The sequence below is a fragment of the Gracilibacillus marinus genome (assembly GCF_042651725.1).
Taxonomy (GTDB): Bacteria; Bacillota; Bacilli; order Bacillales; family Amphibacillaceae; genus Gracilibacillus; species Gracilibacillus marinus.
Genome location: NZ_JBHSDV010000002.1, coordinates 240,702 through 257,142 on the forward strand (window position 1 = coordinate 240,702; position 16,441 = coordinate 257,142).

Annotated in this window: 17 protein-coding genes and 2 pseudogenes; 12 read left to right on the forward strand and 7 right to left on the reverse strand. The window is 35.2% G+C overall.

Features of this window, described 5'->3' with window-relative positions; translation table 11 throughout:
* Nucleotides 1–75 precede the first annotated feature (75 nt).
* Genes ACFOZ1_RS08980 through ACFOZ1_RS08990 form a run of 3 tightly spaced genes read right to left on the reverse strand, consistent with a single transcriptional unit; the run spans nucleotide 76 to nucleotide 2,460 of the window.
* Nucleotides 76–1,341: a replicative DNA helicase gene (locus ACFOZ1_RS08980; RefSeq protein WP_390198609.1), complete on the reverse strand. Its 1,266-nt coding sequence runs from the start codon at nucleotides 1,339–1,341 to the stop codon at nucleotides 76–78.
* On the reverse strand, nucleotides 1,328–1,663 hold the full coding sequence (locus ACFOZ1_RS08985; protein ID WP_390198611.1) for a hypothetical protein: 336 nt from the start codon (nucleotides 1,661–1,663) through the stop codon (nucleotides 1,328–1,330). Before ACFOZ1_RS08985 ends, ACFOZ1_RS08980 begins: the two co-directional genes overlap by 14 nt.
* Nucleotides 1,660–2,460 (reverse strand): DnaD domain-containing protein, encoded by an 801-nt coding sequence (locus ACFOZ1_RS08990; RefSeq protein WP_390198613.1) that lies wholly within the window; start codon nucleotides 2,458–2,460, stop codon nucleotides 1,660–1,662. Before ACFOZ1_RS08990 ends, ACFOZ1_RS08985 begins: the two co-directional genes overlap by 4 nt.
* A gap of 142 nt (nucleotides 2,461–2,602) precedes the next feature.
* Between ACFOZ1_RS08990 and ACFOZ1_RS08995 the strand changes: the two genes are divergently transcribed.
* Both ACFOZ1_RS08995 and ACFOZ1_RS09000 read left to right on the forward strand, forming a co-directional pair.
* A complete protein-coding gene (locus ACFOZ1_RS08995) occupies nucleotides 2,603–3,310 on the forward strand; it encodes a DNA alkylation repair protein (protein WP_390198615.1) in 708 nt (235 codons plus the stop codon).
* Between the two features lie 157 nt (nucleotides 3,311–3,467).
* Entirely contained in the window at nucleotides 3,468–4,016 is a 549-nt protein-coding gene (locus ACFOZ1_RS09000; protein WP_390198617.1) for an Rpn family recombination-promoting nuclease/putative transposase, read from the forward strand.
* Nucleotides 4,017–4,044: 28 nt separating this feature from the next.
* Here ACFOZ1_RS09000 and ACFOZ1_RS09005 read toward each other — a convergent pair.
* Nucleotides 4,045–7,004 (reverse strand): annotated as a pseudogene (locus ACFOZ1_RS09005) (Tn3 family transposase).
* The gene (locus tag ACFOZ1_RS09010; protein WP_390198618.1) at nucleotides 6,994–7,563 is read right to left on the reverse strand and encodes a recombinase family protein; all 570 of its coding nucleotides are present in this window, start codon (nucleotides 7,561–7,563) and stop codon (nucleotides 6,994–6,996) included. Before ACFOZ1_RS09010 ends, ACFOZ1_RS09005 begins: the two are co-directional and overlap by 11 nt.
* A gap of 183 nt (nucleotides 7,564–7,746) precedes the next feature.
* Between ACFOZ1_RS09010 and ACFOZ1_RS09015 the strand changes: the two genes are divergently transcribed.
* From ACFOZ1_RS09015 to ACFOZ1_RS09040, 6 genes and pseudogenes are all read left to right on the forward strand, one after another.
* A complete protein-coding gene (locus ACFOZ1_RS09015) occupies nucleotides 7,747–7,848 on the forward strand; it encodes a helix-turn-helix domain-containing protein (protein ID WP_390198620.1) in 102 nt (33 codons plus the stop codon).
* Nucleotides 7,849–7,925: 77 nt separating this feature from the next.
* A pseudogene (locus ACFOZ1_RS09020) lies at nucleotides 7,926–8,060 on the forward strand (recombinase family protein); the annotation flags it as partial.
* Between the two features lie 83 nt (nucleotides 8,061–8,143).
* The gene (locus ACFOZ1_RS09025; RefSeq protein WP_390198622.1) at nucleotides 8,144–8,614 is read left to right on the forward strand and encodes a hypothetical protein; all 471 of its coding nucleotides are present in this window, start codon (nucleotides 8,144–8,146) and stop codon (nucleotides 8,612–8,614) included.
* 262 nt (nucleotides 8,615–8,876) lie between these two features.
* Complete coding sequence (locus tag ACFOZ1_RS09030) at nucleotides 8,877–9,404, forward strand: zinc metalloprotease (protein WP_390198624.1); 528 nt, start codon at nucleotides 8,877–8,879, stop codon at nucleotides 9,402–9,404.
* Nucleotides 9,405–9,452: 48 nt separating this feature from the next.
* On the forward strand, nucleotides 9,453–9,962 hold the full coding sequence (locus tag ACFOZ1_RS09035; protein WP_390198625.1) for a hypothetical protein: 510 nt from the start codon (nucleotides 9,453–9,455) through the stop codon (nucleotides 9,960–9,962).
* Nucleotides 9,963–10,586: 624 nt separating this feature from the next.
* Nucleotides 10,587–11,018: an RpnC/YadD family protein gene (locus ACFOZ1_RS09040; protein ID WP_390198626.1), complete on the forward strand. Its 432-nt coding sequence runs from the start codon at nucleotides 10,587–10,589 to the stop codon at nucleotides 11,016–11,018.
* A 63-nt stretch (nucleotides 11,019–11,081) separates the two neighbouring features.
* On the opposite strand, the gene ACFOZ1_RS09045 is transcribed toward ACFOZ1_RS09040, so the two are convergent.
* On the reverse strand, nucleotides 11,082–11,924 hold the full coding sequence (locus ACFOZ1_RS09045; protein ID WP_390198628.1) for a CvfB family protein: 843 nt from the start codon (nucleotides 11,922–11,924) through the stop codon (nucleotides 11,082–11,084).
* A 558-nt stretch (nucleotides 11,925–12,482) separates the two neighbouring features.
* On the opposite strand from ACFOZ1_RS09045, the gene ACFOZ1_RS09050 reads away from it, so the two are divergent.
* The 3 genes from ACFOZ1_RS09050 to ACFOZ1_RS09060 all read left to right on the forward strand — a co-directional run bounded on the left by ACFOZ1_RS09050 (nucleotide 12,483) and on the right by ACFOZ1_RS09060 (nucleotide 14,193).
* On the forward strand, nucleotides 12,483–12,827 hold the full coding sequence (locus ACFOZ1_RS09050; protein WP_390198999.1) for a PadR family transcriptional regulator: 345 nt from the start codon (nucleotides 12,483–12,485) through the stop codon (nucleotides 12,825–12,827).
* On the forward strand, nucleotides 12,817–13,341 hold the full coding sequence (locus tag ACFOZ1_RS09055; RefSeq protein ID WP_390198630.1) for a DUF1129 family protein: 525 nt from the start codon (nucleotides 12,817–12,819) through the stop codon (nucleotides 13,339–13,341). The genes ACFOZ1_RS09050 and ACFOZ1_RS09055 overlap by 11 nt, the downstream gene beginning before the upstream one ends.
* Before the next feature lie 300 nt (nucleotides 13,342–13,641).
* Nucleotides 13,642–14,193 (forward strand): DUF488 domain-containing protein, encoded by a 552-nt coding sequence (locus ACFOZ1_RS09060; protein WP_390198632.1) that lies wholly within the window; start codon nucleotides 13,642–13,644, stop codon nucleotides 14,191–14,193.
* A gap of 65 nt (nucleotides 14,194–14,258) precedes the next feature.
* Here the strand turns inward: ACFOZ1_RS09060 and ACFOZ1_RS09065 are convergent, their stop codons facing one another.
* On the reverse strand, nucleotides 14,259–14,696 hold the full coding sequence (locus tag ACFOZ1_RS09065; RefSeq protein ID WP_390198634.1) for a DUF2188 domain-containing protein: 438 nt from the start codon (nucleotides 14,694–14,696) through the stop codon (nucleotides 14,259–14,261).
* Between the two features lie 210 nt (nucleotides 14,697–14,906).
* On the opposite strand from ACFOZ1_RS09065, the gene ACFOZ1_RS09070 reads away from it, so the two are divergent.
* Entirely contained in the window at nucleotides 14,907–16,340 is a 1,434-nt protein-coding gene (locus ACFOZ1_RS09070) for a hypothetical protein (protein WP_390199015.1), read from the forward strand.
* Nucleotides 16,341–16,441 lie beyond the last annotated feature (101 nt).

A 16,441-nucleotide genomic window follows, 5' to 3' on the forward strand; every position in this document is an offset into this window, starting at 1 on the left:
AATTTGTATCTTATTGTAGCAGCTTGGGCTATTTTGATCTAGTAAAATAATAGGAAATGTGGAGTGAGAAATAAGTCATGTTTCTGTTGCATTAATAAATTCCCCATACTCTGAATGAAAACCTAATTCGACAGTGCCGACTGGACCATTTCGTTGTTTGGACAAAATGACTTCAACTGTACTTTCGTTATTACTTCCTTTTTCATAATACGTATCACGATATAAGAACATAATCACATCTGCATCTTGTTCAATATTGCCAGACCCTCTTAAGTCTGACATGAGTGGACGTTTGTTTTGCCTTGATTCGACACCACGAGAGAGTTGAGAAATGAGTATAATTGGGATGTCTAGTTCAATAGCTAGAAGCTTTAGTTCGCGTGTAATCTCACCGATTGCGATATCTTCCCTATCATATTGTTTCGTTGGAGTGATGAGTTGTAAGTAGTCAATAATAATCAAATGCTTCTGTGCTTGTTGGTGGTAAATTTGTTGCCTAATTGTGGAACGAATATCACTAATGGTTCGTTTTTTGTCGAAAATTTTCAAATTCCACTCCGCCATTTGCCCTACGACGATGCTTGCGCGTTTGTAGTCTGTTTCTGAAAATAATGCATTTCGCCATTTTTGATTGTTAATATGTGCTTTTGCAGAAATCATGCGCTGTAATAGATGTTTTGTCCCCATTTCCAAACTAATAATCGTCGTGGCATAGCCATTTGTGCAATGATTTGCAGCTAAGTTTAATGCGAATGCGGTCTTTCCAACAGAAGGCCTTGCTGCAACAATGATGAGGTCTCCTTTTTGCCAACCGCCTGTCATGTCATCAAGCTCATTATAAGAAGACAACCAACCAGTCGGACCGTGATTTGCAAACATATCTTCTGTAAGTTCGATTAAATAGTCAAATGTTGATTTTTCTGTAGTTATGGCTATCTCATCTTGTAATGCTTGTAGATTTTTGATTAAAGCATCTAGCCCTTGTTCTGTTGGATTTTTGGAAAAGTGTAGCGCGATTTCACGACTTTTGCGGTTACGATAACTATCCTTGATTAATTGCTCGTGGTGTAGGATATTCGCTGTTGTGGCAATAGATTCTGTCAGCTCAGATAAGTAAGATACGCCACCAATTTCCTGAATATCGTTCCCTAAATATGTCGTAACAATGACGAAATCGATGCATTGCTTTTCTTTTTCTGCATGAACCATTGCTTCAAAGATTTTACGGTGATGTATATGGTAAAAGTGTTCGGGTTGTAATGTTAACGTTCGGATTAACGTACCATCGACTAGTAATGATCCTAATACAGCGACTTCTGCGTCATGATTAATCATTGTCATTGGTTGCTTTTCCTTCAATAAGTTGTTGGAATTGAGAATAGAATGCTCGCTTCACTTCTGTCGAGACTTGTGCTGCTTCCTTTTTCCATATATGCATTTGCTTTAGGTTCAGATTGGTTTCAGGTAAGTAACAGGAAATAGCATCAATCGTTGGTGGAAATGGTTCTTTTGCTGCATATGCAGTCAACTTTTTAATGACACCATTGTAATCCATTTGCTCGAGTATTGGTAAGAGTAGCTCTGCTTTTCGTTCGGACAATTCGAATTTGGAATAGAGTGCGGAAATATTCTCCAAAATGAGAATGGCCTCCTCTCTTGTCATTGCGCACCACCCTTTCGTAGCTTGTCTAGCACTCTTTTGTTATTGCTTTGTTGCGCTTGTATTTTACGGTGTTGTTGTTTTTCAAGTTGTTCGATTGTTTCAATTTTGGCAGTGTCCCATTCTTGCAAAATTTTCTCGATATAGGCAAAAGTCCGTGCGCCATTTCTCGCACCGAGCTTGATTGCTGCGATGACCATATCTGCACTGAGTTTTGTGGTCCATTCTCGTAGATAATCACGGACGATTTTACTCGATGTGCCAATATTTTCGTCAAAGGTCTTGTAAACTTCTTCTTCATGCGTGCGTCTTCTTCTCTCTTTTTCTTTTTGTATATCTTTAGGTTTGTGCTGATTTGCTGTAGGATATGTGTCAATCGATTGGTCAAAATGATTGTTTTGTTGTAGGTGCATATCTGTTTTTGTGGCAGGATTATTGTCAAATATTGTCTCGTTTTTTTGACGAATGGATTTAGATGTTGCTAATGATTTATCTGTTGTGGCATAGGATGGTAGTTGTTCTGTGACAGAGTGGAGTACATACATTGGTGCGGTGCCTTTTTTGCCTGGAATATACTGAAGTAACCCTTTTTCTTGCAATGTTTTTCGGGCATTGTCAAGCGTCTGTCTTGATAGTCCGCATAGCTGATGGATGAGCGAGTTGGATGCTTCAAATTTCCTCTTCCAACCAGTGGAGTTATTCACGAGCATCAATGTGTGCCATAGAACGATGGAGCTTGTTGGCAGGTGGTGTTGTAATAAGTATTCTCGAAATGCTTGTAGTTCTTTTAGATAATTCATGATTTTATTTCCCCTTTGCTTTGTAAAATAAAAGATTCCTTTTACTAGTATTATCAATTTTATTAGACAAAAGGTTGGGGCGAAAATGAAATTTTTTTGTTAAGATAGTGTAAATAGCAAAAATGCTGAAGGGGTGACGGATATGACTTATGAAGAGATAATGCGACAATTGGAGCAATTAGGTTCAGAGCAAACAAGGAAGATTTATCATAACCATGGGGTAAAAGGGTCCTATTATGGTGTAAAGATTGGTGATTTGAAAAAGTTGGTCAAATTTGTGAAAAAAGATCAAGAATTAGCATTACAGCTGTATCAATCAGGGAATCATGATGCGATGTATTTAGCAGGCCTTTCCGTTCAACCGAAGCTATTGTCGAAAGAATTACTACAGGATTGGGTAAAGAAGGCGAATTGGTATATGCTTGCGGAATATACGGTCGCACAGGTTACTGCTGAAAGTAATCATGCAATCGAGTTGGCAAGAGAGTGGATCCAGGCAGAGGAAGAAATGATTGCTGTTGCTGGCTGGAGCACGTATGCAAATTATGTATCCATCACACCTGATGAAGCATTAGACCTAGATGAAATTCGCACGCTATTAAATAGAGTAAAAGAGCATGTGCATGAGGAGCGGAATCGCGTCCGTTATGTGATGAATACATTTGTGATTGCTGTAGGAAGCTATGTGGAAACATTGACCCAAGAGGCAAAAAAGGTGGGAGAAGCAATAGGAAAAGTACAAGTGAATGTAGGAAATACTGCTTGTAAGGTGCCTGTTGCGCTTGATTATATTGAAAAAGTTGAGGCAATGGACAGATTAGGAAAAAAGCGGGAGACATGTATTTGTTAATGGAATAGTAGGGAGAGGGGGAGTGTCCCTCTCTTTTTTGTAAACTTAATGTAAAGTTACTTGAAATAGCTATACAGATTGTGAGGCATGTTGTATAGTGTGTATAGAACATACATTCGTACTTCGCATCACACTATAACGAAATAGGTGAATCCACATGTCTGTCCACAATCCGCACGACAAGTTCTTCAAAGAAACGTTTTCCAACATCGAAGTGACGAAATCATTTATTGAACATTATTTGCCACCTGACATTGCTGCATACGTCAATTCCAACACATTAGAAACACAAAAGGACAGTTTTATTACAAAAGAATTGGAGGAGTTTTTTTCAGATTTATTATTTCGAGTAGAGATAAACGGGAGTATTGGCTATTTGTACTTATTACTAGAGCACAAAAGTTATCCTTCTCCAACCGTGATTTTTCAATTATTACAGTATATGTTGGAAATCTGGAAAAACAATCAGTCTGAAGCTAGTAAAGTTCCGTTCGTTTTACCTGTCGTATTTTTCCACAGTAAGCACAAATGGCGTGCACCGATTGCTTTAAGTGAACATATCGAAAATGCAGATGACATGCCACAAGAACTGTGGGCATATGTTCCTGATTTTGAGTATATACTAATAGGGGTCTCGGCAGAAAAAAGCGGAAAATATACGCTAAGACAATATTTGGAAATGAAAAGCCGATTTTCATTACTCTAAGGTATGAAAGCCGGCTTATTATTTCATGTTAAGTGCGTAACTCTCTTAATTCCTTCTTTGTATTTAAATTAAATTTGTATTCACCTAAAAGGTTGATATGTTCCCATGCTAATGGTGATACATGGGGAATTAGATCTTCTCGAAAAGTACCGTTCTGTTTTTGTACTTTAATTGCCTCTGATAAATAAACTGTATTCCATACACTTACAGCATTTATTAAAATATTAAGTGCACTCGCTCGTTGTAATTGCTGGTGTATACCTTTTTCACGTAATTCCCCACGTTTCCCAAAGAATAAAGCCCTTGCTAGTCCATTCATAGCTTCCCCTTTGTTTAACCCTTTTTGTATACGATGACGCAATGCTTCACTAGAAATGTAATCTAATATAAAAATAGTTTTTTCTATTCTTCCCATTTCTCTTAAAGCTGCTGCTAATTTATTTTGGCGAGCATAGGAACCTAGTTTCCCCATTATAAGTGATCCTGAAACGGTACCTTCTCGAATCGAATGAGCTAATCGTAATACATCGTCATAGTTATTTTCAATTAGCTTTAGGTTGATTCTTCCCCGAAGAATCTTTTCTAGATTGGGAAACTCATTTGGCTGATTGATAGTAAAAAGTTTAACATCAGATAAATCTCTGAGTCGCGGTGCAAATCTAAATCCTAATAAATGACTTAATCCAAATACTAAATCAGTATAACCCGCAGTATCTGTATAATGCTCATCAATATTTAAGTCTGATTCATGGTTAAGTAATCCATCTATTACATGAACAGCATCTCTTGCATTTGTATTTATTATTTTTGTATAGAAGGTTGAATATTGGTCACTTGTAAATCTATAAATCGTGGTTCCTTTCCCAACTCCATAATGTGGATTTGAATCGGCATGTAAAGACGAAACTCCGACCTGTACACGCATCCCATCAGAAGATGATGCTGTTCCTTTTCCCCAATAATCGGTTAACCGGAGTTTATTCTGATAATTAACAAGAGTGGCTTGGGCACGAATCATTGCTTCATCATGAAGTCTCCATTGAGCCGTATTTGCCATTTGATAATAAGATATATCTGGTGTAGCATCTGCCATTTTAGACAATCCTATATTTGAACCCATTGCCATAATGGCTGCCATCAATACTCCTTTTTCTTCCCCTTTTGGCGGCTTATTAGTGGAGGCGTGTATAAACTGTTCATCAAACTTAGTCCAGTTTGAAACCTCAATAAGCAAATCTGTTAATTTAATTCTAGGAAGTAGATGATACAACGATAAACTATATGTTCTAGCATCTTCAGGGGTATCTTTTTCTAGACGATTCACACGAAGTTTGGCTTTTTCAATATTTATTCCATCAAGTGACTCTATATTTTCTGACACCCATTTTAACCTCTGATTTAAAGATTGTATTCGTTCGCTAATATATTCACCATAAGATATTTTCACACCTAAGTTAGTCCCTTTTTTACGGGCAATATTCCAATTATCTTTTGGCACAAGGTACTCTTCAAAATCTTTATGTAAACGACTGCCTACTACCCAAACATCACCAGAACGTATTTGATTTTTCAACTCCGTTAATGCAGCCATTTCATAATACTGACGGTTAATATTTCCTTCTTCATCATAAACATGCTTTTGCCAACGTTTAGTAACAAAATCTAATGGTGCTCCTTTAGGAATTTTTCGTTTATTGTTTTCATTCATCTCTTTAATCGTATCTAAGGCATTCAATAATGGTTTGGAGGCTTGAGTAGATCTAAATTCTAGAGCCTCCAGCAATGTTGGTGTGTACTTTCGAAGGTACGAATACCTTGTTTTTAATAAATCTAAGTAATCGTAGTCCATGGGTCGTACTAATCTTTTTGCTTCTTCTACAGATTCTAAAACATCTTCCCACTTCATTATGGATTCAATCACATTAAAAGGATCTAAACCTTCATCTTTAGCTTTAATGAGAGCGTCGCCTATATTTGCATAATGGTTTATCTTTTCATTCACCGATTTTCCGTTTTGTTTTTGGATTTCTTCCTGTGTTTTTCTTCCTTTAGATTGTAGCGTCATCATTTGCCGGTCATGGACTTCGATTGCTTGATCTATTAAACTCTGATTTAAAGAATGTAGATGTGCTACTAAAATAGCAAATTTTTTATCAGTGTTTGAAAATTTTTTGAAAAAGAGTTGCTGTCATAGCGAGCTCCTACTCGTGCTAACTGTAAAAGTCGATTTGGGTGTACATTTTCAGTGTTAATTTTAAGGTCTAGATCATGTAAATATCTTAATCTTTCAGCGATTTTTATAAAGGCATCTGGAGATGATTGTCCTGGTATTTCTCTTAACCAAGCTAAAGGGGTTCGTTTATTATTCTGATTACCAGGAGCGGTAATAAGATCTAATAAACTCCTTTTTTGCATACCTGATAGTGAAGCTATTAACTCTTTATAGGTTTTCTTCTCAGCACGTTTTCTAGCTTCCCAGACCATTCGCTCTAAAGTTGTGATACCAGGAAGTATGACTTTATTTTTACGAAGTTCATCTATTAATGTGGTTATCAAAAATGTTATATTATCGGATTGTAGCGCATACTTAAAAAGGCATTTAGAAAAAGTTCTGTACACCGATGGATTGAAATTTGTATAACCATATAATTGTCTAATTTCTTCTAAATGTTCATATTTAGTTGAAATCCTCTTAGCATAAGATTCATATTCCTGAGAACGAACATGTAATTGCTTAGCTAAATGATCAATAATATACTTAGGAATAGGCTCTACATCTGTAAGCGACCAACCTGGGTAACGTAAGATACATAGTTGGATAGCAAAGCCTAACCGATTTTGATCTCTCCTTCTTTTATTAATAACCTCTAAGTCATATTCTGTAAGTGTGAAATAAGCACTTAATAAACCTTCATTTATTTGTGATGGTATTTTCAAATATTCTTCTCTTTGTTCTGACGATAAAATCTCTCTTCCTCTAGATGGCATTTGTATTCTCTCCAGCTTTTAAGTATCTATAAAATGTTGCTCTTGATACACCGAGAATTTGACATATATCTTCAATTGAATGGTTAGGATCTTCTCTTAATTTTTTTGCCATTGCTACTTTCTTTTCATCCATTATTTTGGGGCGACCGCCTAAACGACCTCTTGCTTTTGCAGCAGATAAGCCAGCTTTAGTTCGTTCTTTGATTATTTCACGTTCAAACTCTGCTAGTGCACCAAACACATGAAATACCAGTTTCCCACCACTTGTAGAAGTATCAATACTCTCTTGTAAACTTTTAAAATGAATCCCTCGCTCATTTAAATCATTAACTAAATCAATTAGATGCTTTAGAGAACGTCCTAATCTATCCAATTTCCAGACAACGAGGGTATCTTCTTTTCTTAAAAAATTTAGAGCATCTTCCAAACCTGTTCTCGATGCTTTCCCACCACTTGCAACATCAGTAAATACCTTTTTACATCCAATTTGTAACAAGGCATCTTTCTGTAAATCAAGACTTTGATCTTGAGTTGAAATACGAGCATAACCAACTAACATATGAATCACCTCAAATAGTTAAATTATGCTTCTATTGTCTCATAACTCAATAAAAAAGGAAGTATTAATATTTTGTTTTTTAGATAAGTTTTGATACGTGATTTGTAAATTAAGTAGATTATTTTTGTATCAATAAGATTAGTCTCAAAAACGACCCTTTATGATATAATTCTAATGAAGGCGATGAAACTATATCATACAGAAGAGTATAGTGTAAAAGAAATTGTTGATATGACGGATATTAGTCGTGCAACATTGTATAGGTACTTAAATACTTCTAGTTAAGGGGTATCATCAAGGATAGCATCAGAAAAATGGGCTTAACGTTGTAAATATGCATTTTCCTGACGGTACCCAATAATGAATGGAAAAACAATGAAATTACATCTGTTGTTGCTATGGAAAGAGTAAACATGTCTAAACCCACATTTTATAGAAAAGTAAAGGAATATGAAAAAAATGAAGCAAGGATTGAAATAAATTTACAAGTGAATTAGATAACTGGATGTAACTAATAAATCTGAAAAAAGTTGTAACCTATAATCAATTTTATTCGACTGATAAAGAAAGGAGTGGTTTTGTGAAGAAGTTATTTATTTTACTTTCAGTATTATTATTAATTACCGTAATATCCGCATGTCAAAGTAATAGCAATCAAGAAAGTTCATTTGATGGATCTCAACAAGGAGATTGGCCATCACTCTCATTAGATGAAATGACTGAAAGAGCAGATCTAATTGCTTTTGCAAAAGTTAAAGACACAAAAAAACAGAAAAAAGAGAACCAATTAAATGTTCAAATCTCAACATTAGAAGTGATTGAGACTATATCTGGAAGTGTTTCGGGAGAAATAAAACTAGATCAATCGAATGATTTCGTAGAACAAGGAAGAGAGTACCTTGTTTTTCTTAAAAAAGATAAAAACGGATATTTTTATTCCTTAAGTCCTTCTAGTCTTATCCAAGAGCAAGACGGAAAATATATTAGTGACAAACTAGGAAGTAAAGGTGAATATACTAAAGCAGAAGTAAAAAAACTCATATTAAAGTAACAGTAACGACGTTACACTTACTCCTTCTCTACTCAGTTGAAGGGGTTTATTTTGATTTAAGTAAATATATCAATCTATTGGTAATTATTTTGATTAACAATAAATATGATAAATTAATAGAAAAATGCATGCAATTTTGAGATAAATAGCGTATGTAGTAGATATAACAAGTATGATAGCGCTCACTAGAATTAATCCTATTTCAATCGATTTTACACATATTATCCATTAATAGTAAAATTTGTTGAAAGGAGGTATAAAAGTGAAAAAATACAAAAACAAATTAATGATTATTTTTGTAGCTTTATTGTCAGTATTTTTTCTTTCAACACCTGTATTCGCTCATTACTTGTCAACTGGTTATAGTGTTTATTCTGTTAGTTACGATGTTGAAGCTGGAAGCTATTCAGTTTTTGATGACCCGGCATCTTGGTGGGAGGAAGATGTAGGAACTAATTTTTATCGATCATCCTATAGTTCAAATGATGTTTACTTAAAAAGCTTGGCTTATTCATGGTTCGGATTATATTCACCAACTGTAGGAAGTGATGGTAATACTGATTTTTTCGACATATATGTTAACAGTGAATCAATAAGAGAAGATCCTGAACACTATGACTATGTAGCTGCATATAAAAGTTCGGCTACCCATGAATTTGGACATGCATTATTCCTGGATGATTTAGAGAGTGGTTGGGGAGATAACTCCATTATGAGCTATGAAAGAGATCGCAATACTGTTACACATCCACAACCCCATGATATATCTGATGTTAAGTCTTATCAATAATTATTCGTTTTTTAATCAGCTCAACCATATAAATAAGAGGTGATATTTTTGAAATATATATTAGGTACTGTGCTAATTACATGTATGATTATTGGTGGTACGCTAACAACACATGTTCTTAAAAGTAACACAGCGCCAAGTGGTAATACATTCAATCCAGAAGTACATGCTGATTTTCCAACTTACGATGCAAAAACCCTCTTAGGGAAAGCAGAACTTATAGCACTTGTAGAACCCATTTCAAATAAACAAAAAGAAAAAGTAGAAGGTATGCCGAAAGCGACACTTTCTAAACTTAAGGTTAAGAAGACTCTTTATGGAGAATCAGAATCTACAATTACATTGGATCAAGCTATTAACCCTGTCGAAGTCGGTAAGGATTATTTACTTTTCTTAAAAGAAGAAAACGGATTATACTACTTAATGGATGGAAATTCCTTAATCCAAAGCAAAAATGGTAAATTTAAAGTTAAAACAGATGGTCTAGAGGGAACGTATACTTCTGGAGAATTAGATAAAAAGGTGAAAATCAAATTAAAAGATCTCGAAGAAAAATAATACTTTTCAATTAAAAATCCTGGAGCAACAGCGCTCCAGGATTTTTAATTGATAATTGATATTTTTTCCTTCGTTTCTATTGAAGCAAATAATTGATTATTTAGCATGGGAACATATCAACTTTTTAGGTGAATACAAATTTAATTTAAACACAAAGAAGGAATTAAGAGAGTTACGCACTTAACATGAAATAATAAGCCGGCTTTCATACCTTAGAGTAATGAAAATCGGTTTTTCATTTCCAAATATTGTCTTAGCGTATATTTTCCGCTTTTTTCTGCCGAGACCCCTAATAGATGATATTCAGTGTCAGCCACGTCCAGTTCCAACGACCAGAAACTAGGCGACTTCGAAAACCGCCCTACGACATAGAAGACTTACCTCATGAGAATACGTGAGGTATAGTCGCACTTGTACTCTTTGAGTATAAGTCATCATCGGTTCGTACCTCACCGTGATTCCTTTATCTCAGTTGGTTCACTCCAGTCGCTACGTTTCTAAACGGTCGTTTCCACTTTTGTTATAGGAATAGCGCAGTTAAAAATCATCCTCACATTATGGCGAGATATTTCTAATAGTCATAAAACGGATGTGGTCAAAACACTGAAAAGAGCCATTTATTATTTGCAACAACTTGAAGATCAAGAAACAGGATTACGCTATCTAGAGACGTTATTGCGCTATGTATTTCAAGTAGACCAGCAGCTTACAAAAACAACATTCCATGATATGATACAGTATATAGAACAAACATATAACGAAGGGAGCGAAATAGTGATGACTTTAGCTGATATTTTGCGTGAAGAAGGTAGAGAGATAGGGAAGAAGGAAGGAATAATGGAAGGAATAAGAGAAGGGAAGCTAGAAGGAAAACAAGAAGGAAAACAAGAAGCCTTAGCCAATACAGCAATTCGTTTAATCATAAAATTTGTAGCCCCTATTCATAAGGAACTGGAAGAGAAGATTAAAAAGCAAGACATTGCCACATTAGAAGGTATCATTGATCGGATAGATGAGCTAGAGACATTAGCAGAAGTGGAAGCTTGGGTGAAGTGATGAAAAAAGAAACCCCACATCCTTATAAAATGGAACCTAAAGAATGTGGGGCTTCTCTCTAAATTATAGCAAGAAAGTCTTCCCATCTCGCTGTTCAATTCTTTTTTCTTTCATTAACTTGCCTAGTGCTCGTTTAAATGCTGCTTTGCTGATATGGAACGTGTCACGAATGTCTTCAGGATCGCTTTTGTCAGAGAACGGAATGACCCCATCATTATCTTCTAGATGGGCTAAAATCGCATCAGCATCTTCACCCATGCTATGTTGTTTTAATGGGCGTAAAGACAAGTTAATTGTGCCATCTTCTTTCACATCAATCACACGTCCTTCTACATGCTCGCCTAATCGAGGCTCTTGTTTCCGTTCTGTATGATGGATAAATCCACGATAACCGTCTTCTGTTATAACAGTAGAACCTTCTCGATCTGTTCGATAAATACGACCAGTAACGGTACTGTTCAAAATATTCTCTGGTGCAAATTCAAATAGGCGTTCCAATACACCTTCTGTTGCTGGAATGGCTAGCAAACGTCCTTTTTGGTCTTTGCCAAGAGTCACATAAAGCTCATCACCAACAGCTGGCCATACGTCTTCGAATAACGGAAGGTCATCTTTTGAAACTAGAATTTCTTTTGTTGTGCCGATATTTACAAATACCCCTAAGTGCGGTACTACTTCTACAACTGGAGCCCAACCGTATACGTCCATTTGAATTGTAGGTAATTGAGTAGTAGCAACAGTTTGTCCTTTTTTATCTTGATAAAGAAATACTTCTACAGTGTCTTCATCTGTCAGTTCTATGTTTGCTTCATTATGGTGCAATAATATGTCATTTTCTAATACATAGCCAGTATCGATTTGTCGTAGAACTTGCAATGTTTGAATTGTACCAATTTTTTGATGCATATAAACCCTTCTTTCTTATGAGTAAGTATTGGAAAAGGGGCACTCCTACTTAAAAGAGTACCCCTTTGATAGTATAAGAAAAACATCCATCTTCATTCAAAAATCGTTGTTTTTCTAAAAAAGTAACACATAAGGTATATTATTTATTAATCCCGATAATATCGGGTGGGAAATTTCAATTTATCCATTTCACTTTACCGCAGTAAATATTCCACTGGGATTTTTAACTTAAGCAACGTAAGCCCTACCTGCTCTTACGTCCTTGCGACCCCGAAGTCGCGCCAGTGTGAGTAAGCATCTTCCGAAAATACAAGTAGAATGCCAGCTACACTTATTTGTTACTTCTTTTTTTGTTAACTGATTAATCATCTCATAATTAACTAAAATTGTCAAGGATGAAGATAAAAACAAGGTGATAAAAAATATATCTTGTAATGCAAGATAATTAGTATTATACTATATCTATCATTACCATGTAATGCAAGATATCTAATATCTATATACCTTGTATTACAAGTTACTGGAGAGTAAGGAGAGAGAAATGTGTCATCTACCCAAATGTTAAAAGGGATTATTGATGGTTGTATTTTAGCAATCATAAAAGGAAAAGAAGTGTATGGATATGAACTGGCAGAGACGCTAGACAGTTATGGATTCGAGTCTTTTAGTGAAGGGACTATTTATCCATTATTGATGCGGATGCAGAAAGAAGAACTTGTTACTTCCACATTAAAAAAATCGACAGCTGGTCCGAAAAGAAAATATTACTCTTTAACAACGAAGGGGGAAGAAGAGTTGCAAAACTTTATGGATCGTTGGGCAACGTTACAGGACAGTGTGAATAATGTGCTAGAGAATCAATCAGAAGAAACTCAAAAAGGAGAGAGACTAGATGGAAAATAATATGCAGCTTTCGAGAAAGAGTCAAGATTTTTTGGATAACTTACGAATCTATTTATTTTCAAGTGGAAAAAAATCAGATGAGATAGATGCAATTGTTGAAGAGTTAGAAAATCATTTATCTGAAGCAGAAAAGAATGGAAAATCAGTTGATAAAATCATTGGAAACTCACGAAAAGAATATATGAAGATGATTTCTGATGAGATGGTTGTCGATTATCGTACAATGTTCAAGTATATTTGTGTGGTTGTTTTTGGATCTTTTTCTTTTACGGTGTTTCTAGACCTATTGAATGGTAACCTTGCATATTCTATTCTTGAAATGATTGGGCATATCACGATTGCGGCGATTTTTATCGCTACAATTTTGATTGGTTTTAAGTATATTTCTACAGTCACATCTCTTACCAAACAAATCATGGTATACGTCGGAATAGCATTATTGCCGATGGTTTTATTTATTGGATTGATTTATCTTAACAAAGCGATCGCCACACCAGTGATTCACTTTGGCTAAACGGGAAGTATCGTAATTGGTCTATTAATGGTTGGTTTACTGATAGGGATATCGATTTGGGCCAAAACTATTGCGCTCATTATCATTACTTTATTACTAATTGTCCCAGAATATGTCCTTAGTATCACTTCCTTGCAAGAGGAAACACAGCTTATTTTAAGTACAACGATCACCTTTGTAGGAATCGGACTGTACCTTTGGATACTTACTACATTTAGCAAAAAGTAATGGCTGATTAAAAGAATAATGAGTAGGGAAAAGGTATATAGAGAACTTTTGATAGGAAAGAGGGGTAGGAAGTTGAAACTATATACCGTTGGCCATTATAACCATACGCAGGAACAATTTGTGACAATGTTAGAGTCATGCTCGATTGATTGTGTGGTAGATATTAGAGCACTACCTGGAAGTAATCGCAGCCCGCATTTTAACAAAGACCAAATCGAACGATGGCTTCACGATGCAGGAATTACCTATGTGCATTTAGAAAAATTGGGTGGAAGAAGAAAGTTATCTAGCCAAATTGGTGAAAGATTAAATGCAGGATGGGAGAATCGTTCTTTCCACAATTATGCCGATTATACGCTAACAGATTTGTTTAAGCAGGGAAGAGAATCATTACTTTCTTTAATGAAAGAGCATTGTTGTGTGATTATGTGTTCGGAACGTCATCCATCAAGGTGTCATCGATTGATTATTAGTAATGATTTGACGGTAAAAGGGTATGAAGTCATTCATCTCATTCCAAATCGTGACGGAAAAAGTGAACAGGTGCTGCATGAATTAGGTAAATGGGGCGCAATTCCAGTAGTCGAAAAGGATGAGACAGTGGTGTATCCGGAGTTGAATTAATGGGAAAATACACTAGCTTCTGTAAGCATAGATTGCTCTCAGAAGCTATGTGTACTAGTCATTTCTCACCCAGAAATAGACCCATCCTTATTATGAATAATCACAGATGTCCCTTTATTATGTGCTATTTCTTTTGCGCGATCGATTGCTTCTTTTTTCGTATCAAAAACAGCTGAAGCTCGCTTCGCATCTTGTGTTTGGACTGCCCATCCGTCCTCATGTGGCACAATATGCTCGCCCTTTTCTAATAATTCAGGTCTACTTGATTGTGCATCTTCATCACGAGAACGTAATTCCTCATCGCTCATTTGAATCATTTGATTGCGTTCCTTTTCGGATGCATCGTCATACCATTTTTTCGCTTGTTCTGTTGCAATTGGAATGGCTTGATCTTCCTTGTATCCTTCATCTATCATTGCATTCGCAATATCAATTGCTTTCTTCCGTACAGCTGTCTCTAAATTTTTCAATGAACTTGGGTAGTTCGTTGTATCCCACGGCATAATGCACGACTCCTTTCAAATAGTTAGAATCATCTTAGTGTTATTCTTCCACTTATTTGGATGATGAAACATGAATTTATGGAAATAAAAAAACGACAGCTGACATCATGTATCTGCCAGCCGCCGTTCTATCGTTAGGATAAAGTTTCTCCATTACTTTCAATCACATTTTTGTACCAGTAGAAGGATTTCTTTGGACGTCTATCTAATGTGCCATTACCACTTGAAAAGTTAAATGCGAAAGATATTATTCTTGGGAGAATTCTTAAAAACAATAATGTACAAAACATTTACATATCTCAACATCATGTGTTCCATCCAAGACAAATAGTAGAATCTTTGATTGAAGAATATAATCAAGATGTTTTACCTGATAATACCGTAGGTACTGGAACACGAATCAGGGGAAAAGTTTATAACACAAAAGGGTATTATTCAGCTAGTGAAGCTAGAAATCTTTTGAAATTAACTAAGTATCAGTGGAAGTTATTAAGAAAAGAAGAAAACTTAGGTGAAACCAATTTTGGTGGTATTCGTCACTACCTAAAGGAACCCATTGATCAGTTAAAAACCCAACAGCTAAAACTTAAAGATGATTACTACACCTCAGATCAGGTACAAAAGCTACTGGGGCTTCAATGTCATAGCCAACATTCAAAGATAGTCGGATCGAGAAAGAGAGTGCCCACTGTTTTTCGCGGTAATTATCCACAAAAAAGAATAGAATACATCTATCCTAAGTCAATCGTTAATGAAATTGTTCAAGAAAATAAACTTAGAGATATTGTCACTTCTTATGTAGATAATATAGATGCCTACGAATTCCTGCTTAAAAATTTAGATATTAACTTTTACAATAACGATTCCTTTACATGCAAAGAATGGAAAAAACGTGTACATCAAGTTTTACGAAATACTAGTGAAAGCTCCGAGACTATCCATTACACCATATTTAAATATGCCAAGTGTACAGAAATACTAATTGATTTTCTAGCAGAAAAAGAGATATACGAATTGACTGCTAACCATATTAATCTTGCGTTATTTAATGAAAATATACCGTTTAGCTATCAAAAAATATTCTATAGCTTCATTAATGTAATTTATGGCAAACTTATCGAAAAAAACAGAAAGAAATTATTCAAATTAGAACGTATCATAAATCCACACCAAAAGAAAATTGTTCCTAAAGATAAAACCATCTATAATTACGAGGATTATAAGTCATTATTCAGTTTTGCCACCAATTTACATTTGCATAAAAGAAAGGCTATTGAAGATGTAAAAAGACAAGTAAACCAGAAGACTATTACCCAAAATTCTTCTAACAAAATTAAGAGACAAAGCATTTATAACTATGACTCTTCTTGGCTTTATGTGCTTATACATCTTAACAATGCATGGCGGCATAAGGATGTTATTAGATTTCCAAAGATTAACCTATCCGAACTTTCTATTCAAAATATTAATTTGGATTGGTTAGAGCAAAATGAATTAAACTATGAAGATGCCCGCCGTATCATTCATCAAGTAATGCGTAAGGATTTAAGAACAACTAAAACTAATGCTACTAACCGTTTTTTTTTGTTCAAAAGATGTAACCCTTGCATTAGCATCAGCAGCAGTTATTTGCGAATTACGTAGGGCTGCCATTACACCGAATTATGAGTATCTAATAAATTTTAATTCCGTTAGGAACGAGTTTACATCAAGATATAAGATGAGTTTTTTCAAGGGCTTTAATG